The organism is Microbacterium sp. AC145, assembly GCF_979258505.1.
In genome coordinates, this window is record NZ_OZ409859.1 from 3,725,138 (window position 1) to 3,742,759 (window position 17,622).

General features: G+C 67.8%; 19 protein-coding genes. 14 read left to right on the forward strand and 5 right to left on the reverse strand.

Going from position 1 to position 17,622, the window contains the following annotated elements:
* The first annotated feature begins 16 nt into the window (after positions 1-16).
* The 5 genes from ACZZZN_RS17990 (at position 17) to ACZZZN_RS18010 (ending at position 4,178) form a co-directional block, all read left to right on the forward strand.
* The gene (locus tag ACZZZN_RS17990; protein ID WP_463506500.1) at positions 17-1,066 is read left to right on the forward strand and encodes a lipoyl protein ligase domain-containing protein; all 1,050 of its coding nucleotides are present in this window, start codon (positions 17-19) and stop codon (positions 1,064-1,066) included.
* Entirely contained in the window at positions 1,045-2,043 is a 999-nt protein-coding gene (locus ACZZZN_RS17995) for a DNA-methyltransferase (protein WP_463506501.1), read from the forward strand. Before ACZZZN_RS17990 ends, ACZZZN_RS17995 begins: the two co-directional genes overlap by 22 nt.
* 76 nt (positions 2,044-2,119) lie before the next feature.
* On the forward strand, positions 2,120-2,365 hold the full coding sequence (locus ACZZZN_RS18000; RefSeq protein WP_463506502.1) for a CopG family transcriptional regulator: 246 nt from the start codon (positions 2,120-2,122) through the stop codon (positions 2,363-2,365).
* Complete coding sequence (locus ACZZZN_RS18005) at positions 2,362-2,706, forward strand: type II toxin-antitoxin system PemK/MazF family toxin (protein ID WP_463506503.1); 345 nt, start codon at positions 2,362-2,364, stop codon at positions 2,704-2,706. The genes ACZZZN_RS18000 and ACZZZN_RS18005 overlap by 4 nt, the downstream gene beginning before the upstream one ends.
* Positions 2,707-2,711: 5 nt before the next feature.
* On the forward strand, positions 2,712-4,178 hold the full coding sequence (locus tag ACZZZN_RS18010) for a carboxylesterase/lipase family protein (RefSeq protein WP_463506504.1): 1,467 nt from the start codon (positions 2,712-2,714) through the stop codon (positions 4,176-4,178).
* A gap of 83 nt (positions 4,179-4,261) precedes the next feature.
* Here the strand turns inward: ACZZZN_RS18010 and ACZZZN_RS18015 are convergent, their stop codons facing one another.
* Positions 4,262-4,933 (reverse strand): hypothetical protein, encoded by a 672-nt coding sequence (locus ACZZZN_RS18015; RefSeq protein WP_463506505.1) that lies wholly within the window; start codon positions 4,931-4,933, stop codon positions 4,262-4,264.
* A gap of 181 nt (positions 4,934-5,114) precedes the next feature.
* Between ACZZZN_RS18015 and ACZZZN_RS18020 the strand changes: the two genes are divergently transcribed.
* The 3 genes from ACZZZN_RS18020 to ACZZZN_RS18030 are packed head-to-tail and all read left to right on the forward strand — an operon-like array spanning position 5,115 to position 7,962.
* Positions 5,115-6,413, forward strand: a complete 1,299-nt coding sequence (locus ACZZZN_RS18020; RefSeq protein WP_463506506.1) for an MFS transporter — start codon at positions 5,115-5,117, stop codon at positions 6,411-6,413.
* A 32-nt stretch (positions 6,414-6,445) separates the two neighbouring features.
* Entirely contained in the window at positions 6,446-7,021 is a 576-nt protein-coding gene (locus ACZZZN_RS18025) for a TetR/AcrR family transcriptional regulator (RefSeq protein ID WP_463506507.1), read from the forward strand.
* Complete coding sequence (locus tag ACZZZN_RS18030; RefSeq protein ID WP_463506508.1) at positions 7,018-7,962, forward strand: DMT family transporter; 945 nt, start codon at positions 7,018-7,020, stop codon at positions 7,960-7,962. Before ACZZZN_RS18025 ends, ACZZZN_RS18030 begins: the two co-directional genes overlap by 4 nt.
* A gap of 67 nt (positions 7,963-8,029) precedes the next feature.
* Here the strand turns inward: ACZZZN_RS18030 and ACZZZN_RS18035 are convergent, their stop codons facing one another.
* A complete protein-coding gene (locus ACZZZN_RS18035) occupies positions 8,030-8,404 on the reverse strand; it encodes a hypothetical protein (protein WP_463506509.1) in 375 nt (124 codons plus the stop codon).
* A gap of 412 nt (positions 8,405-8,816) precedes the next feature.
* On the opposite strand from ACZZZN_RS18035, the gene ACZZZN_RS18040 reads away from it, so the two are divergent.
* From ACZZZN_RS18040 to ACZZZN_RS18050, 3 genes are all read left to right on the forward strand, one after another.
* Positions 8,817-9,503, forward strand: coding sequence for a hypothetical protein (locus ACZZZN_RS18040; RefSeq protein ID WP_463506510.1), 687 nt, complete (start codon positions 8,817-8,819; stop codon positions 9,501-9,503).
* Between the two features lie 56 nt (positions 9,504-9,559).
* The gene (locus ACZZZN_RS18045) at positions 9,560-10,816 is read left to right on the forward strand and encodes an alpha/beta fold hydrolase (protein WP_463506511.1); all 1,257 of its coding nucleotides are present in this window, start codon (positions 9,560-9,562) and stop codon (positions 10,814-10,816) included.
* Positions 10,817-10,906: 90 nt separating this feature from the next.
* Positions 10,907-11,686, forward strand: a complete 780-nt coding sequence (locus ACZZZN_RS18050; RefSeq protein ID WP_463506512.1) for a lysostaphin resistance A-like protein — start codon at positions 10,907-10,909, stop codon at positions 11,684-11,686.
* A gap of 9 nt (positions 11,687-11,695) precedes the next feature.
* On the opposite strand, the gene ACZZZN_RS18055 is transcribed toward ACZZZN_RS18050, so the two are convergent.
* Genes ACZZZN_RS18055 through ACZZZN_RS18065 form a run of 3 tightly spaced genes read right to left on the reverse strand, consistent with a single transcriptional unit; the run spans position 11,696 to position 13,957 of the window.
* Positions 11,696-12,058: a cupin domain-containing protein gene (locus ACZZZN_RS18055; protein ID WP_463506513.1), complete on the reverse strand. Its 363-nt coding sequence runs from the start codon at positions 12,056-12,058 to the stop codon at positions 11,696-11,698.
* Entirely contained in the window at positions 12,055-13,461 is a 1,407-nt protein-coding gene (locus tag ACZZZN_RS18060) for an NAD(P)/FAD-dependent oxidoreductase (protein ID WP_463506514.1), read from the reverse strand. The genes ACZZZN_RS18055 and ACZZZN_RS18060 overlap by 4 nt, the downstream gene beginning before the upstream one ends.
* 28 nt (positions 13,462-13,489) lie before the next feature.
* Positions 13,490-13,957: an Lrp/AsnC family transcriptional regulator gene (locus tag ACZZZN_RS18065; RefSeq protein ID WP_463506515.1), complete on the reverse strand. Its 468-nt coding sequence runs from the start codon at positions 13,955-13,957 to the stop codon at positions 13,490-13,492.
* 175 nt (positions 13,958-14,132) lie between these two features.
* On the opposite strand from ACZZZN_RS18065, the gene ACZZZN_RS18070 reads away from it, so the two are divergent.
* The 3 genes from ACZZZN_RS18070 to ACZZZN_RS18080 are packed head-to-tail and all read left to right on the forward strand — an operon-like array spanning position 14,133 to position 17,530.
* On the forward strand, positions 14,133-15,281 hold the full coding sequence (locus ACZZZN_RS18070) for an ROK family transcriptional regulator (RefSeq protein WP_463506516.1): 1,149 nt from the start codon (positions 14,133-14,135) through the stop codon (positions 15,279-15,281).
* Positions 15,282-15,305: 24 nt separating this feature from the next.
* The gene (locus tag ACZZZN_RS18075) at positions 15,306-16,208 is read left to right on the forward strand and encodes a polysaccharide deacetylase family protein (RefSeq protein WP_463506517.1); all 903 of its coding nucleotides are present in this window, start codon (positions 15,306-15,308) and stop codon (positions 16,206-16,208) included.
* Complete coding sequence (locus ACZZZN_RS18080; protein WP_463506518.1) at positions 16,205-17,530, forward strand: MFS transporter; 1,326 nt, start codon at positions 16,205-16,207, stop codon at positions 17,528-17,530. Before ACZZZN_RS18075 ends, ACZZZN_RS18080 begins: the two co-directional genes overlap by 4 nt.
* Positions 17,531-17,622: the final 92 nt, after the last annotated feature.

Here is a 17,622-nt window from a genome sequence, read left to right on the forward strand (position 1 = left end):
GCCTTAAGCTGTAACCGTGCACGGTGAATACAAGGTCCCAGGAGGAAAGCTCGTCGTCGTCGACCTCGATGTCGAAGACGGCAGGATCGCCCGTTTCCGGCTCGCCGGTGACTTCTTCCTCGAACCAGACACCGCACTCGACGACATCGATGCGGCCGTCACCGGCCTGCCGGTCGAGACGGATGCCACGGCCATCGCCGCCGCCGTGCGCGGTGCCCTGCCCGAGGGGGCGCAGCTGCTCGGCTTCACGCCAGAAGCCGTCGGCACCGCGGTGCGTCGCGCGCTCGTGACCGCCCCCGGCTGGAATGACTTCGACTGGGAGATCGTGCACGAGAAGGCAGTCTCCCCTCGCATGAACCTCGCGCTCGACGAGGTGCTCACCTCTCGGGTAGGAGAGGGGCGCCGTCGCCCCACCCTGCGCATCTGGGAGTGGGATCAGTCGGCCGTCGTCATCGGCTCGTTCCAGTCGTACCGCAATGAGGTCGACCCCGAAGGGGCCGAGCGCCACGGTTTCGACGTCGTGCGTCGCATCTCGGGCGGCGGGGCGATGCTCATGGCTGCGGGGCAGATCATCACGTATTCGCTGTACGTGCCGGCATCCCTCGTGCAGGGCATGACCTTCGCCGACTCGTACGCGTTTCTCGACGACTGGGTGCTGCAGGCGCTGCGCTCGCTCGGCATCGACGCGATCTATCAGCCGCTCAACGACATCGCCAGCTCGTCGGGCAAGATCGGCGGTGCCGCGCAGAAGCGGCTCGCCAACGGGGGAGTCCTGCACCACGCGACGCTCTCGTACGACATCGACGGTCAGATGATGACCGAGGTGCTGCGCATCGGCCGCGAGAAGCTCAGCGACAAGGGCACGACGTCGGCGGCGAAGCGCGTCGATCCGCTGCGCAGCCAGACCGGTCTCGCGCGGGCCGAGATCATCGAGCGCTTCAAGGACACGTTCCGTTCGCTGACCTCGGCGGAAGACGGCACGATCAGCGCCGACGAGTACGCCGACGCCGAAGCACTGGTGGAGTCGAAGTTCGCCACCGACGCATGGCTGCACCGGGTTCCGTGATCGACGACCCGGGGGCGCTCGTTCCCGGGGCCGTCTCGATCATCCACGGTGACAACCTCGCGGTCGCGGCGACCCTGCCGTCGGCATCGTTCACGCTCGTGTACCTGGATCCGCCGTTCAACACCGGCCGCACGCAGGAACGGCAGGTGGTCACCGCGCGGCGCACGTTCACGACTCAGCATGAACCTGATGCGGCCGGGGTGACGCTCGCGGAATCCCGCGGGGCTGGCGCGACGGCTGCGTCGGACGTGCTGAATACGGAACCGGCAGCTGCGCCGACACCCCAGGGCGAGGTGCGTCACGGGTTCCACGGCCACCAGTACGAACGTGTGCGGGGGATGCTTCGCACCTACGACGACCGCTTCGACGACTACGGCGCGTTTCTCATGCCGCGGCTCGAAGAGGCGTGGAGGCTGCTCTCCGACGACGGCACGCTCTATCTGCACCTCGACTATCGCGAGGCGCACTACGCCAAGGTCATGCTCGACGCGGTGTTCGGCCGAGACTGCTTCCTCAACGAGCTCATCTGGGCATACGACTACGGCGCCAAGTCACGCCGCCGCTGGCCCACCAAGCACGACACGATCCTCGTGTACGTGAAGAACCCACGCGAGTATGTGTTCAACAGCGACGACGTCGACCGCGAGCCGTACATGGCGCCGGGTCTCGTCACCGCGGAGAAGGCCGCCCGCGGCAAGCTGCCCACCGACGTCTGGTGGCACACGATCGTGCCGACGACCGGACGCGAGAAGACCGGATACCCGACGCAGAAGCCCGAGGGCATCCTGCGCCGCATCGTGCGGGCGTCCAGCCGCCCGGGTGACCGGGTGCTCGACCTCTTCGCCGGCAGCGGCACGACCGGCGCCGTCGCGTCTGCGCTCGGCCGCGATGCGGTGCTCGTCGACGACAACCCCGCGGCGGTGCGCGTGATGACCGAGCGGATGCCGCACGCCCTGGTGTCGCGCGGTGGGGTGTAGGCGGGGGCCTTGAGGAGCGCCTGCGAATGTCGGAGGCTCTGACTACTCTCGCGGTATGACCAGTTATACTCTTCCCATGAAGACGGCGATCTCAGTACCCGATGGCGACTTCGCTCGTTTCGAACGGGTGGCTGCGCGACACGGCATGAATCGATCCGAGTTCTTCCAGATCGCGGGACGTCGGCTGGCAGACGAGCTCGAAGGGTCATCCGATCTCACTCGGATCGCCAACGAGGTACTGGCTCGTGTGGGCGAGGCGTCTGACGAAGAACTGTTCGTCCGAGAGAACGAGCGGCGTCTGAGCGAGAACTCCGACTGGTGATCCGCCGTGGCGACATCGTCTGGGTCGATTTCGGGGTGCCTCGAGGATCCGAGCCGGCGAAGGTGCGACCTGCCGTCGTGGTGCAGGAGGACTGGCTGTTAGACACGACCATCAATACGGTTCTCGTCGTGCCGCTGACGTCGAACACCGCTCTCGAGGGTTTCCCCGGCAACGTGCTGGTGCCGGCCGCCGCATCGGGCCTCGATCGCGATGCGGTGGCTAACGTCGGTCAGATCGGGCCGATCACACGAGAGCTCGTCGACGCCTACCCGGCCGGTCACCTCGCGCCATATCTGATGGCGCAGATCGCCGCGGGAATCCGGCTCGTTGTGGGAGTGTGAGAGTGATGACTGACTACGTCGAGGTGCAGACCGCTGCAGGCCGGGTCCGAGGGTGCTGGCGCCCGACCGCGGGACGGGGAGGTGCTCCGCGATCGGCGGCGTTCCTCGGCATCCCGTTCGCCGAACCACCCGTCGGCGAACTGCGTTTCGCCGCCCCGGTGCCGCACGCGGCGTGGGACGGTGTGCGCGACGCGCTCGAGTTCGGGGCGACCGCGCAGCGCGGCGACCAGGGGCAGACGCTGATCCCCGAGCCGAGCGTCGTGGGGGCATCGACGCTGAACGTCAACGTCTTCACGCCGGACCCCGCCGCGGTCGGGCTCCCCGTGCTCGTCTGGATCCACGGAGGGGGCTTCACCACGGGTTCGCCTGCGAGTCCTTGGTACGACGGACGCAACTTCAACCGAGACGGCGTCGTGACCGTGACGCTCTCGTACCGCCTGGGCTTCGAGGGCTTCGGCTGGCTCGACGGCTCTCCTGCCAATCGCGGTGTGCGCGACTGGCTGCTCGCCCTCGAGTGGGTGCAGCAGAACATCGCCGCGTTCGGCGGCGACCCCAGGCGGGTGACGATCGCGGGGCAGTCGGCGGGCGGCGGCGCGGTGCTCACCCTTCTCGGCATGGAAGCGGCCCAGCACCTGTTCCGCGGTGTCTACGCGATCTCGGCAGCATTGACCGATGTGGCGCCGGGCCGGTCGAAGGCATTCGGCCGGGCGCTCGCCGCCGCTGCAGGGGTCGAGCCGAATACCGTCGGATTCGCCGGGGTCGACGAGCTGCGGCTGCTCGATCTGCAGAAGCAGGCGACGAAGCTGAGCCCGAGCGGCATCGCGACGATGGTCGACGAGGGACTGCCACTCGGCCCCGTCGTCGACGGCGATCTCATCGCGAGGCCGACGCGAGAATCCCTGCGTGCCGGCGTCGGCGCCGACAAGCCGCTCGTGCTCGGTGCCACCGACGACGAGTTCACGATGGTGTTCGGAGGTGCCGCTGCGAAAGCGCTGCGATGGGTTCCGCGCGCGGCGCTGCTCAACCGCCTCGGGTTGCCGAAGAGCATCCGGGCCGAGTATCTCGCGGCGAATGCCGATATCGTGCGGCTCGGAAAGTCGCGTCTCGCCGGTCGCGTGCTCACCGACCGGATGTTCCGCGTCGGCGTGCTGCGCGTCGCGGCCGACCGCGGCAAGGCGCCCACCTGGGTGTACCGGTTCTCGTGGCCCTCGGGGCGTTTCGGCTACGCCGAGCACTGCCTCGATGTGCCGTTCTTCTTCGACTGCCTCGATGGCCCGTCGATGGAGCAACTTGCGGGGCCGAACCCGCCGCAGCAGCTCGCCGACGAGGTGCACGGTGCCGCCGTGGCGTTCGTCAGCGCGGGTGATCCCGGCTGGGCGAGGCACGAGGGGGATGCCGGGATCGTGCGGGTCTACGACCGGCAGTCACGTGACGTCGCCGATGCGTATGCGTCGGTGCGGGTGTTGCTCTGAGATATCGCGTGATGGTGGCTTCCTGACGCCGACCATCACATCCCCGGTGGCACCCTCGATGGGCTCGACCGAGTTCCTCCTCGTCAGCGCACGACCGGCTTGTCCTTCTTGAGCGGAGACCAGAACAGGCAGGTGATGCCGCAGGCGGGGATGGCGCAGATCCAGGCGCACTTCCAGTTGACGCCTCTCGCCTTGCGCGCGACAGCGATCTCCTTCTCCACCAGCATCGCGATGTCGGGAAGGGCGCCCCGCGTGAACGCGAGATATCCAGGATCCTTTCGGAAGAGCTTGTAAAGGTCGACCGGGACGAGAGCAGGCGGGTTGCGTTTGCCAACCTGGTCGATCATGGTCGGGCCACCAGCTGTCGCGAGCGCTTGATCACGCTTCTCCACGAAGGTTGGAATATCAACGTCGAAGACCTCGGGTCGACCATGATCATTTCGGACAGTGACGAATCCACGCGCCGCGTCCTCGGTGCTTTGAAGAGTCACCTCGGTGCTGTGCTTGCCGTCCTGCATATGCAGAAAAACAGACTCATCCCAGTTGTACGAAAAGACTGATCGGGAGATTCTGGTTCGCCCCACCTTCGCCGCCACAATCAGCGCGCGGTCACCGCCATGAGTGAACTCATCTGCGTCGAGTTCTATGGGCCCGATGCTCGTCGCACCGGAGAGGTGAACTGAACTTGTTCCGTGGGGAACCCGAAGAAGCGTGTCGTCCACTCCATGAAGTCCGGCGTTCTGACTTTCGGCCATGATGGATCCTCTATTCAGATTGTGTGAGTTGGGCGACACGACCGTGCGTTTCCGCCTTGCGTCGTCAGGACTAGGCGTACTCTCCCTGCGCGGCATATGCAATGCCCATCGCTGCGCCTTCCCAGATGGCCTCGCCCGTTTGCGCGAGAGGTGGGGGACAGGCGCGTCCTAAGCTGGGCGCATGCGCGATGAGGCCCATCGCCCCGAACCGGGCGAAAGAGACCGACCGCGAGAGGTCTTGCGCATCCCCGCCTTCCGTCTCTTCTGGAGCGCGGTCACGATCCGCGCTTTCGGTGGCTCGATAGCGGGAGTCGCATTCCAGGTCCTGATCGTCACGGTCCTCGCTGCGACACCGTTCCAGATCGGCGTGCTGAGTGCTCTCGGTGTCGTTCCGTACCTGTTCCTCGGTCTGATCGTCGGTGCGTTGATGGATCGGTGGAAGCGTCAACGCGCACTGGTGCTCACGAGCATCGGCCGAGCCCTGGTGCTCGCCGTCGTTCCGATCCTGCTCATGTTCGACGCGCTCACCTTCTGGTCTCTCGCCGCTGTGGTCCTCACGCTCGGAGTCCTGACATTGTTCGCGGATTCCGCGGCGCAGCCTTTTCTTCCGCACCTCGTGCCGCGGTCTTCCCTCGTCTCAGCGAACGCGAGACTCGGGCAGAGCGAGACGGTCGCAGGTACCGCCGGACCTGCTCTCGGCGGCGCGCTCTTCACCCTGCTCGGAGCTCCGCTGCTCTTCGTCTTCGAGGCTGTCATCCACGCGATATCGGCGGTGCTCCAGTCGCGCATCCGGGTTGTCGAAGACCCTCCGCCGCCGCGGGCGCACGGACGCCATATCGGTCATGACATCGCCGAGGGTCTGCGCTTCACCTACCGCCATCGGACGTTGCGACCGCTCGCTCTGTCCGTGCATGTCTGGTTCCTCGGTAACAGCATCGTCGCGACCGTGTTCGCAGTCTTCGTCCTTCGAGAGCTCGGACTTCCCGCATGGGCGTTCGGCATCGCGGTGGCGTTCGGCGGTCTGGGCGGATTCCTGGGCGCTGTCATGGCGCCGATGGTCGGCGCGCGGATCGGCGCGGGGCAGGCGATCCTCCTGGGGCGATGCCTGGTCGTCATCCCGTGGGCTCTTCTCGCGCTCGTGCCGTTCGGCATGCAGAGCGACCCCACGCTGCTCGTGGTCCTCGTGTCGGTCGCGCAGTTCCTCTACGGGCTGTCGATGGGCATAGAGGATGCGAATGACATCGCTTACCGCCAGGCTGTCGCGCCCGACACCATTCAGGGGCGCATGAATGCCACCATCCGCACCATCAACCGGGTGGTCTTCTTCTTCGGTGCTCTGGGCGCGGGGGCGCTCGCGACCTGGCTCGGCTACGCGCCGAGTCTCGGCCTTGCCGCCGTCATCTTCGTGGCCGCGGCGCTGATCATCGCGTTCTCACCGCTCCGCAACGAACGTCACGAAGATGTGTCTCACGCGCACTAGATAGACTGGTCTACCTAGTGGGAGGATCGACCATGACCGTGCAAGACGACACCACAGCGCGGACGAGGTTGCTGGACGCAGCCGCTCGCCTGTTCTACGCCGACGGGATCGCCGCCACGGGGATCAACGCGATCACTGCCGCTGCGGGCGTGGCGCGGATGAGTCTCTACAACAACTTCTCATCGAAGGACGAGCTGATGCTCGCCTACATCGAGGCGCGTCACGAGGAGTGGCTGGGTCTGTACGCACGCCGGGTCGGCGATTCGCCGGACCCGAAGGCAGCTGTCCTGGCCGTCTTCGACGCCTATGTCGATCACGCCGACCTCGGATACGAGCACGGCTTCCGTGGATGCGGGCTCCTCAACGCCGCAGCTGAGCTCCCCGTGAACTCGCCAGGGCGGGACTCGGTGCGACGCCACAAAGAACAGGTGGAGCAGATCCTTCTCGCGCAACTGAGCCGAGTGACCACACCCGACGACGCGGCGCGGCTGGCTGAGCACTTCTCCTTCCTTCTTGAAGGGGCGATGGCACGCGCCGGTCTCGAAGGCACGTCCCGCAGGCTGGAACAGGCGAAGCGGCTCGCCGCGGGGTTGATCCACGACCTATGAACAGCGGGCGTCTCGCAGGGCTCGCAGCCATCACGGTCACGTCACTTCTGTGGGGTACTACCGGCACCGCGGCGACGTTCGCGCCCGATGTCGGTCCCCTCGCGATCGGGGCGGCAGCGCTGGGCATCGGCGGCCTCCTGCAAGCCGTGATCGCCGTCCCCGCGCTGCGCGCGAATCGGGGAGCGCTCCTGCTCCAGAGGCGCACCGTCATCGTCGGAGCGATCGCGGTCGCGATCTACCCCCTCGCCTTCTACAGCTCCATGCACACGGCAGGCGTCGCCGTGGGGTCCGTCGTGTCCCTCGCATCGGCCCCACTCGCCTCCGGCGCGCTGGAGCGACTCATCGACAGACGGCCCCTGAGCCGTTGGTGGATGCTGGCGGCCGCCCTGGGAGTGCTGGGCAGCACGCTCCTCTGCGTCTCCAAGCTCGACGGGCAAGCAAGTTCCACAGGGCAGACGCTCCTCGGGATCGTCCTGGGGCTTGTCGCAGGCGCCACCTACGCCACGTACTCCTGGGCAGCACACCGCCTGATCTCCGACGGCATCGGCCGGGCCGCGTCGATGGGTGCCGTCTTCGGCGGCGGCGGTCTTCTCCTCATGCCGGTTCTCGTACTCACGGGTGCTCCGCTGCTGGCCTCGCCGGGCACCATCGCCGTCGGCGCCTATATGGCGCTCGTGCCCATGTTCCTGGGATACCTCCTGTTCGGCTACGGCCTCACGAAGGTGTCGGCCAGCACCGCGACCACCGTCACGCTCACCGAACCTGCGATCGCCACTGTCCTCGCCGTCCTCATCGTCGGCGAACGCCTCTCCCCGCTCGGCTGGACAGGCCTCATCGTCATCGCAGCGGTACTGCCCATCCTTGCCCTCGCACCGACCAACAGCACACGCGTCCCCGATCTCGCTCCGACGGCGGTTACCGGTACGGGGGAGGCGGCGTAGCCAGCATGTGAGGGCGTCGGCTCGATGTTTCGCCATCCATGTCCGCGCATGCTGAAGGTGGCCGCTGTCAGGAGAAGAGCTGGCGAAGCGCGTCGAGGTCGCCGGAGTCGACGACTTTCTGCACAGCGTCGATGGTTTCCTGTGTCGTGAACATGCCCTTGAGCGTGTCGTTCCAGATCGTCCGTACGGTGTCCACATCGCCGGCATCGACCGCAGCGCCCGCAGACTCGATGGCCTGCTGGTAGGGAATCTGCTGGAACCCTCCAGGCGCATCAATGGGGTTGAAGTACGGCACCCAGGGAGTGTCGGGGTTCGGAGTCAACCAGAGCACCTGCCCAGGCTGGATCGTACGTACGTGGTTCATCGCGCCGAGGCCCGGGTACGCGCAGAGCCGTTCAGCGATCACAGTCTCGACATCGCCGGGCTCAACGGTGTATGTCACGGGAGCGCCGTTCTCATCGACTGTCACTTCGCCCTGTGCGAACTCACGTGCACCGAAATCCCGGAGAGTCCCCTCTCGTTTCCAATACAGACCGCCGGTGCTGCTGACGGCCTCGGACAGGTGGGAGCAAGCTTCCGGCTCGGTCGGTTCAGGCGTCGGCGTAGCCTCGGTAGCCGGCTCGGCGGCAGCGGTGGGAGCGGATGCCTCGGACGTCTGGACTGCCGCTGGTGCTGTCGCGGTGCACCCGGCCAGCGCGGCAGCGGTCAGGGCGAGAGCGGCGAGTACAGGGACGAGCTTGCGTGTGCCGGACATGACGACATACTGACAGACCGGGTTCAACGTCAGGACGTCGCCCAGGCGGGCACGCGTCGGTGCGGCTGGTGTGAAAGTCCTGACGCGAGAGGATGGTTCGGTGCCGCTCTCCTCCGACCGCCCGGATTGCTTCCGCCTGCCGGCCGTCGACGCTGCGGCGATCCGGACGAGCCCGGATCAGCTGCACCTCGTACCGCCTGGCAGCGGCACCGACGCGTCGGCGATCATCGAGAGTCATCGGCGAGCACGCGCCGCCCGTGGCAGGAGGGATGCGTTGGGGTGTCTCGTCCCGATCGCCGGCGGTCTCCTGCTCGCCGCTGTGGCCATCGTCGTGGCCGTGTCGCTCCGACTGCCGTTCCGAGACGCCGCCATCGCGGTCGGACTGCTGTTCGTCCTGGGCGCGGTGGTGGCCGCGGTCATCGCCTCACGCCGGGTACCGGCTACTCCCGTCCCCAAGCCGTTGCCATCGGTTCTGGTTCATCCCTTTGTGGAGGCCGGGGCTCCGGCGGATCTGCCTGCCTCGGACATCGTGCTCGCGTCGCGGGCTTTCGACGAGCGCGACCGTGCCGAGGCAGATCTTCGAAAGGCCCGCGCCGACGCGCAGCTCACCGACGAGGAACGATATGTCTCTCCTGGCGACCGGTCGACCTGGTACTTCGGCCCGGAGGATCTGCCCCGCATCGAGCGCACCGCAGACGACGCTCGTAGGCGGTCTCGTGATGTCGCCGTCGGGCTCGGCATCGTCCTGGATGCGGACCGCGGCAGGGACTCGGCACCGGAAGACTGACTTCGCCTTCGCCGTGATCCGCCCCAGTCGCGACCGCAGTGCGCTAGACAGTCTCTATGCGAACCGGAGTGCCCGCGGCGCACGCTCGTCGTCCGACACGGACGCGACGGACCCTGCTGATCATCGGTGTCGTCCTCGTCGTCACGCTCGCGCTCGCCGCAGCGGAGTTCGCTCGACGGTACGTCGAGGGCCGAGCAGACCTCACAACGGATCCTGCGTTCTACGCTCTGCCCTCACCGGTACCTCTCGCTGATCCGGGGACGATCATCCGTATCGAGTCCATCGCGAGCGCTCCCGTCGGAGCGAGCGCCTGGCGGGTGATCTATCACTCGCAGAACCTCGCGGGCGAAGACATCCCGGTCTCCGGTGTCGTGATCGTTCCTGACGGACCGGCCCCCGACGGAGGCCGAACAGTGATCGCCTGGGCGCACCCGACGACGGGAGCGGCCGCGAAGTGCGCGCCGTCCCTCGGTATCGACCCCTTCCAATACATCGAGGGACTCCACGAGCTGCTGGCCGAGGGCTATGCGATCGCTGCAACCGACTATCCGGGCCTCGGAGTGGAAGGCGACTCCTCGTATCTCCTCGGCATTCCGGAGTCGAACAGTGTGCTGGACATCGTGCGCGCCGCTCGCCGGATCGACGGTGCCGATGCGAGCACCCGTGTCGTGCTGTGGGGGCACTCGCAGGGTGGCCAGGCGGTTCTCTTCGCCGCGCAACGAGCTGCCTCGTACGCCCCGGAGCTCGAGGTGCAGGGTGTGGCGGTCGCCGCCCCCGCAGCCGATCTGAACGCGCTGATGACCGACGACATCGTGAACCTCTCGGGAGTCACGATCGCATCCCTCGCGATCCCCGCCTACACGGTCGCGTACGCGGATCGATTCACCTCCGACGAGATCACCGCGATTCTCACCCCCGCCGGCGCGAAGGCCACGCCGGACATGGCAGAGCTCTGTCTGCTCACCCAGACCAAGGAGCTGCATACGATCGCGGATCCGCTGGTGGGCGGATACGTCACCAGCGACCCCGCCACCACAGAACCGTGGGAGACCCTGCTCAGAGAGAACAGTGCAGGCGGTCAACCTCTGACGGTTCCCGTGTTCGTCGGTCAGGGTGAAGCCGACGAGCTGGTCCTGCCCAGTGCCACGGAGAAGTACGTCGAGCTCCTCTGCTCGCAACAGGCGGATGTGACCTTCCATCGGTACCCGGACGTGACCCACGGGCTCGCGGCGTACGCCGCCCTGCCCGACCTGCTGCTCTGGCTGCCGACGTTGGGTGGTGCGCGCACACCGAACGGCGACTGCGCCGGATGAGGAGGGCTTGGGCGGGGTACGTGCCATCCATGCCCAGACCGCCGATATGTTGGTGATCTGACTCCGCACGTCGTCGAAAGGCCCACACTCATGCGCGTCACCCCTCGGGTCTGGATCGGCTTCGCGATCTACGTCGGCTACGTCGCGGTCATCTTCGTCGTGTCGAAACTGAGCGGGGTCGCGTACACCGAGATCGGGACCTCCGCCGAGTTCACCTGGCGGGGAGCGGTGCTCGACCTCGCGGTCGGCGCCGTGCTGCTCGCCATCACCACGTGGCTACTGGGGTGGTGGAAGCCGGCGCTGTTCGAGCGCGCGCGCTCGCACCACAAGTGGCCGATCTTCGTGCCCGCGATCATGCTCGTCGTCGCTGTCGCGAACCTGTTCAACACCGACTGGTCGAAGTTCGACGCGTCGTTCCTGCTGTCGCTGCTCGCCCTCGGGGTCGCCGTCGGATTCTGTGAAGAGCTGATGTCACGAGGACTCCTGCTCACGGCCCTCCGCTCACGCCTCTCCGAGGTGTGGGTGTGGCTGCTCACCTCCCTGCTCTTCGGCGGGATGCACATCATCAACGCCGCGCTCGGCGCCCCCGTCGGCCCGACGCTCGGGCAGGTCGTGCTCGCCGCGATGTCGGGCACCTGCTTCTACATCGTGCGTCGGGTGACCGGTTCGCTCATCTGGGCCATGGCGCTGCACGGTCTCTGGGACATCTCGGTGTTCGCGGTCGGCTTCGCCCCGCTCGGCACCGCCTGGGCGGCCTACCTGACCCCGGTGATCGGCATCCTCGCTGTCGCCGTCGTCTACTGGGTCATCAAGGGCGCGGATGAGAAGCCCGCTGTCGCGATGACGGCGGCAGCACCCGCGCGCGCCTGACGCCCGGCGTCAGGCGATGTAGACCTTGCGCAGCGTCTCGGTGACGGTCCACACGGTGCGCTGCCCCTCGGCCAGGCGCACGATCGAGCCCGGGTCGACCTCGATCGCGGGCAACGGAGGGTCGACGAACTCGATCCGGGCGTGACCCGACAGCACGACGAACACCTCGTCGGCCTCGGTGTCGGATGCCGTGCCGGGCGTCATCTCCCAGATGCCGACCTCGACGTCACCGAGCGTCGCCAACGCATGCACCGCCGTCGTCGGGCGGCCGATGAGCACGTCATCCGCAGGCAGCGCTTCGTGCACCAGCGGCAGTGCCGCGGCATCCACCCCGGTTCCTGGAGCGAGTGCGCCGGCCGCGAGTTCGCTCACGAATCGAACCCCATGCCGACGGCATCCAGTGTCTTCAGGAACAGGTTGCGCTTGCCCTCGTTGTGATCGGCCCGGTTCATCGCGGCACGCACGAGGTTCACGCCGATCGAGGCGACGGGCTCGGGCGGGAACGGGATCGGCTTCTCGCGCACCATCGCGAGCTCGGTGCGCTCGGTCGGCTCGCCTGCGAGCTTGTCGAGCATGACGTCGGCGGCGAAGCGGGCGGCGCCGACGCCGAGGCCGGTGAATCCGGTGGCGTACGACACCCGACCCTTGCGGGCGGTGCCGAAGAACGCGCAGAAGCGGCTCGACGAGTCGATCGCCCCGGCCCAGCGGTGCGTGAACCGCAGCCCCTCGAGCTGCGGGAACGTCGTGAAGAAGTGCGAGGCGAGCTTGTGGTGGCTCTCGGCGCGGTCCTCGTATTCGGGGCGCACCTTGCCGCCGAAGTGATAGACCGCGTCGTATCCGCCGAAGAGGATGCGGTTGTCGGCCGTGAGTCGGTAGTAGTGGAACTGGTTGGCGCTGTCGGCGAGGCCCTGGCGGTTCGACCATCCGATCGACGTGAGCTGCTCGTCGGTCAGCGGCTCGGTCATGAGCACGTAGTCGTAGACCGGAACGGTCATCAGACGGTTGCGCTTGAGCAGCGAGGGGAAGACGTTGGTGGCGAGCGCCACGGCATCCGCTCTGACCCGTCCGCCGTCGCGGGTGACGAGGGTGATCGCACTCGACCCGTCGCCGACCACTTCGCGCACGAGCGAGTGCTCGTAGATCTCGACGCCGAGCTCGACCGCGACGCGGGCCAGCTCGAGACCGAGCTTCGCAGGATGCACGAGAGCGCTCGAGTCGCGTTCCCATGCTCCGGCGAGGAACGTGTCGGAGCGCACCTCGGCCTGCACGGCCTCGCGATCGAGGAAGCCTTCCTCCTCGCGCAGCCACTCCACCTGGTGCGGCTCGACGGCCACGGCGAGCTGACCGGTGCGCTCGAAGTCGACATCCATGTCGTATCTCTTCACGGTCTCTTCGATGCCGTCGAGGTTCTCGATCCCCAGTTCTTCGAGGCGGTCGATCTCGTCGGGCCAGCGGGTGAGGCCGTTCTCGTGCCCGTGTGTGAGGCTCGCTTCGCAGAATCCGCCGTTGCGACCGGATGCCGCCCATGCGATGCGCGATGCCTCGAGCAGCACGACGCGACGGCCGGGGTCGCGCTCCTTCGCGCGCACGGCCGTCCAGAGGCCGGCATACCCGCCGCCGACGATGGCGAGGTCGGCCGTCACCGTGCCGGTCAGTGCGGGGTGCGAGACGCGCTCGACGTCGTCGAGCCAGAACACGCTGAGAGTCGTGTCGCGCAGCGAGGCGTCGATCACGGTGTCCGCGGGGCGGCGACGTTCGAAGACGGTGGTTCCCATGATCAGTCCTGTTCTCTGGGCCCGCGCCTCAGCGCGTGCCCCAGTTGTAGAGGTCTTTGTAGAGACCGGCGTAGAGCAGGCTCTCGGTGTGGGTCACGCCGGGGATCGTGCGGATGCGGGTGGCGATGAGGTCGAGCAGATCGGCGTCGCTCTCGCACACCGCCTCGACGAGGATGTCGAAGGTGCCGAGAGTGGCGACGACGTAGGCGAGCTCGGTGATCTTCGTCAGCTCCTCGGCGACGAGCCGGGGGTCGCCGGTGACGCGGATGCCGATCATCGACATGCGATGGAAGCCGAGCTGCATGGGGTCGGTGACGGCGACGATCTGGATGATGCCGGCCTCGGTCATGCGCTGCACCCTCTGTCGGGCAGCGGCTTCGCTGAGTCCCACCTCGCGGCCGATCTCTGCGTACGGACGTCGTCCGTCCTCTTGGAGAAGCTCGATGATGCGCTTCGAGATGTCGTCCAGCGGAGGCTGCTTGCGCGGGGTGCTCATCTGAGGATATTGACAGCCCGAGGACGTCTTCGCAACTGATTCCATTGTTCTGATGCATCACGAAGGACGTATCAGTGGTGCATCGCCGGATGACGGCCGTCGGGGTGGATCTCACCCTCGACCGGTGAGACGCGATGTGTCATGCTGGGCGAGCATCCAATCCGGGGGGATCACCATGGCACGACCGCTCGCAGGCCCGCAGACGCTGCTCCGCACGCTCAACGGCCGGGCGATCCTCGAGACACTCGCCCGTCGCGGCCCGCTCACCCGCGCCGAGCTGATGGCCGAGACCGGCCTGTCTCGTACGGCGGTCACGCAGGTCCTTCGGATGCTCGAGGGGGCGACGGCCGTCGCTGCGGCGGGAGTCGACCGCGAGACGCGCGGCCCCGCAGCCGGACGAGTCGCCCTGCATCCGCACCTCGGTGTCGCTGCAGCGGTGCATGTCGACGGCCAGGGTGCGCACGTCGTGCTGGTCGATCCGACCGGCGCCGTGAGAGCGGAGGAACACGCGCCGTTCACTCCTCACATCGAGCGCGTCGAGCTCATCGCCTCCCTCATCGACACGTGTCGGCGTTCCGTTCCCGGGCCGCTGCACCTCGTCGTCGCGGGGGTTCCCGGCATCGTCTCAGCAGACGGCGCGATCCGTGACGACCAGGGGCCGGACGGGGGAGGGTTCCGCTGCGCTCTCGAGTCGCGTCTCGGCTGCCCGGTGCGCATCGAGAACGACGTGAACCTCGCGGCCCTCGCCGAACTCACAGACGGCGCCGGTGCGGCGCTGGCGAGCTTCGCCCTGCTGCTGCTCGACGAGGGGCTCGGCGCGGGCATCGTGATCGACGGCGCGGTTCATCGAGGATTCTCCGGAGTGGCCGGCGAGGTGATGTACCTGCCCCAGACGCCCGTGCCGATCGGTGCCCCGGTTCTCAGCGACGACGTGGTGCACGACCTCGCACTCGCGCACGGGCGCGACCCGCAGGCCCCGATCGTGGCGCACCTCGAGGCGGCCCTCGACGGTGACGAAGCCGCGCAGACGATGGTCGCCGAGATGGCTCGGCGGCTCACCCTGGTGGCGGGCAGCATCGCCCTCGTGCTCGACCCCGAGGCCTTCATCCTGTCCGGCACCGCCGCGCATCCGGCGCTCGTCGACGCCGTCTCGCGCGTGGCCGATGAGCTCGCAGTGCGCCTGCCTCTGCGGTTCCTCGTCTCGTCGTTCGGGCCAGAGGCCCCTCTCGTCGGAGCCATCGGCGAAGCGGCGGCGGCCCTCCGTGCCACGGTCTTCGCCCAACTCGTCCCGTCGGTCGAGCGCCCCGCCGCTCGCAGGGCCTAGCCGCCGCACTCGACAGGAGACGACATGACCTCGGATCTCATCGATCGGCTCGGGCTCGGGCCAGATGCCAGGGCGGTGATCATCAATGCGGATGACTTCGGCATGTGCCACGCGGCGAACACCGCCGTCTCAGGTCTCCTCGACGCCGGGTACGTCGACTCCGCGACGCTGATGGTGCCGTGCGCGTGGGCGCCCGAGGCGCTGTCCTTCGCGGCTTCGCGCACCGACCTCGACGTCGGTGTGCATCTCGTGCTCACGAGCGAGTGGACCGATTACCGCTGGCGCCCGCTGACCGGCACCGCGACCACACTCGTCGACACCGCCGGGTACTTCCCGGCCGAGGCGCTGGCCGTCGAGCAGCACGCGACCGCCGACCACGTCGCAGCCGAGATCGCGGCGCAGCTGCAGGCCGCGCTCGATGCGGGCGTCGACGTCACGCACCTCGACAATCACATGGGCTCGGTCTACGGCCTGCTCACCGGTCGGGACTTCCTCGCCCCGGTGCTCGAACTCGCCGCGCGCCACGGCCTGCCGTTCCGCCTGCCGCGGGTCATGGAGGGAGCGGATGCTGCGCTGACCCGCCGTCTCGAGCGGGCCGGGGCGGCGGCGGATGCTCTGGGCGTCGAGATCATCGACCGGCTGTGGTCGCATCCGTTCGAGGAGATTCCCGGCGAGAGCTACGACCAGGTGCGGGACGGTTTCCTCGCGTTGCTGCGAGCGGTTCCGACCGGAGTGACCGAGATCTATCTGCACCCCATGGTCGACGACGACGAGCTCAGGGCGGTCGTCGACTTCGCCGCGGTGAAACGCGGACACGAGCTGCGTCTTCTCGCCGACCCGCTCGTGCGCGAGGCCATCGCCGACGAGGGACTCGTGCGAATCGGCTGGCGCTCGTTGCGTGATCTGCAGAGGAGCCGGCTCGCGTGACCTCGCTGACCACGCGCGTGCGCGACCGCCGACTCGACGCTGCGCCCACCCGCGCGCAGACGATCGCCTTCGGCGCCTCGGGGTTCCCGACACAGCTCATGGCGCAGACGTTCTCGGCATTCGTCGTGTACTTCTACGTCACCCAGCTGGGGGTGGCTCCCGGCTGGGTCGCCGGTGCACTGGTCGCGCACGGCGTTCTGAGCGCCGTGCTCAATCCTGTGGTGGGGGCGCTCTCCGACCGCATCCGCACGGCCTGGGGGCGACGCATCCCCTGGATCGGGCTCGGCATCGTGCCCCTCGTTGTGGCCTTCGCCCTCATCTGGATGCCACCGGCACTGCCGACCGGCGGGCTGATCGTCTGGTTCCTCGTCGTGGTGGCCGTGTACGACATCGCCTTCGTGGTGGTGGTGCTCAACATCTCCGCACTGTTCCCCGAGATCTACCGCACGACGGAGGAGAGGGCGCGCGGCAACGTGCCGCGTCAGGTGTTCGCGATCCTCGGAATGGTGCTGGGAACCGCGGGTGCCCCCGCGCTCTACGGGTGGATCGGCTGGCCGGGCATGGCCATCGTGCTCTCGGCCGTCTGCCTGGTGCTGCTCACCTGGTCGTTCTTCGGCGGCATGCTCGAGCGACGGGTGCCGGAGGCGACATCCGAGGCGATGCGGTGGAGGGCGCAACTGGCCTACACATTCCGCAACCGTGCCTTCGTGCCGTACGTGCTGGGCTCGCTCTTCATGCAGACGGCCATCGCGGTGATCCTCGCGGGTCTGCCGTTCTATGTGCGGTACGCGCTGCAGGCCGCCGAGGGTGAGAGCAGCGTGCTGCTGGCGGCGATCTTCGTCACAGCGATCCCCTCGATCGTGCTGTGGAGTGCCGTCGTGCGGCGCACGACCCCCCGCACTGCGCTGCTCTGGAGCGTGGCGGTCTTCGGACTCGCGGTGCTCGGGTATCTGCTGCCGGTGAGTGTGTGGGCCGCGGCCCTGGTCGGGGTGGGTGTCGGCGTGGGGGTCGGCGGGCTCCTGCAACTGCTCGAGGTCGTGCTCGCCCAGATCATCGACGACGACGCGGTGCGCACGGGGCATCGACGCGAAGGTGCCTACTTCGGCGTCAACGGGTTCGTCGTGCGCGGGTCGGTGGTGCTGCAGGCGATCGTGGCGGCGCTGGTCCTGACGACGTCGGGGTTCGACGCGTCTCTGGGAGACGCCCAGCCCGACACGGTGGATGCCGGCATCCGGGTGATGGTGGCGGTGGTGCCGCTGGTTTTCAGCGCCCTCGCGTGGCTCTGCTTCTTCGCGTATCCGATCCGCGCCCGCGACGTCTGAAGCGCCGGTCGTCGGGCGACACGCCCGGCGGATCACGGTGATTTGCCGGATCCCCGGGATCCGAACGCAAAATGGCCACCCAACGATGGGTG

What these genes read in the sequence shown, in the direction of transcription:
- ACZZZN_RS17995 (WP_463506501.1), top strand. Translation starts at nt 1,045, where the DNA reads ATGGCTGCACCGGGTTCCGTGATCGACGACCCGGGGGCGCTCGTTCCC.
- ACZZZN_RS18000 (WP_463506502.1), top strand. Translation starts at nt 2,120, where the DNA reads ATGAAGACGGCGATCTCAGTACCCGATGGCGACTTCGCTCGTTTCGAA.
- ACZZZN_RS18010 (WP_463506504.1), top strand. Translation starts at nt 2,712, where the DNA reads ATGACTGACTACGTCGAGGTGCAGACCGCTGCAGGCCGGGTCCGAGGG.
- ACZZZN_RS18015 (WP_463506505.1), bottom strand. Translation starts at nt 4,933, where the DNA reads ATGGCCGAAAGTCAGAACGCCGGACTTCATGGAGTGGACGACACGCTT.
- ACZZZN_RS18020 (WP_463506506.1), top strand. Translation starts at nt 5,115, where the DNA reads ATGCGCGATGAGGCCCATCGCCCCGAACCGGGCGAAAGAGACCGACCG.
- ACZZZN_RS18025 (WP_463506507.1), top strand. Translation starts at nt 6,446, where the DNA reads ATGACCGTGCAAGACGACACCACAGCGCGGACGAGGTTGCTGGACGCA.
- ACZZZN_RS18030 (WP_463506508.1), top strand. Translation starts at nt 7,018, where the DNA reads ATGAACAGCGGGCGTCTCGCAGGGCTCGCAGCCATCACGGTCACGTCA.
- ACZZZN_RS18045 (WP_463506511.1), top strand. Translation starts at nt 9,560, where the DNA reads ATGCGAACCGGAGTGCCCGCGGCGCACGCTCGTCGTCCGACACGGACG.
- ACZZZN_RS18050 (WP_463506512.1), top strand. Translation starts at nt 10,907, where the DNA reads ATGCGCGTCACCCCTCGGGTCTGGATCGGCTTCGCGATCTACGTCGGC.
- ACZZZN_RS18060 (WP_463506514.1), bottom strand. Translation starts at nt 13,461, where the DNA reads ATGGGAACCACCGTCTTCGAACGTCGCCGCCCCGCGGACACCGTGATC.
- ACZZZN_RS18065 (WP_463506515.1), bottom strand. Translation starts at nt 13,957, where the DNA reads ATGAGCACCCCGCGCAAGCAGCCTCCGCTGGACGACATCTCGAAGCGC.
- ACZZZN_RS18070 (WP_463506516.1), top strand. Translation starts at nt 14,133, where the DNA reads ATGGCACGACCGCTCGCAGGCCCGCAGACGCTGCTCCGCACGCTCAAC.
- ACZZZN_RS18075 (WP_463506517.1), top strand. Translation starts at nt 15,306, where the DNA reads ATGACCTCGGATCTCATCGATCGGCTCGGGCTCGGGCCAGATGCCAGG.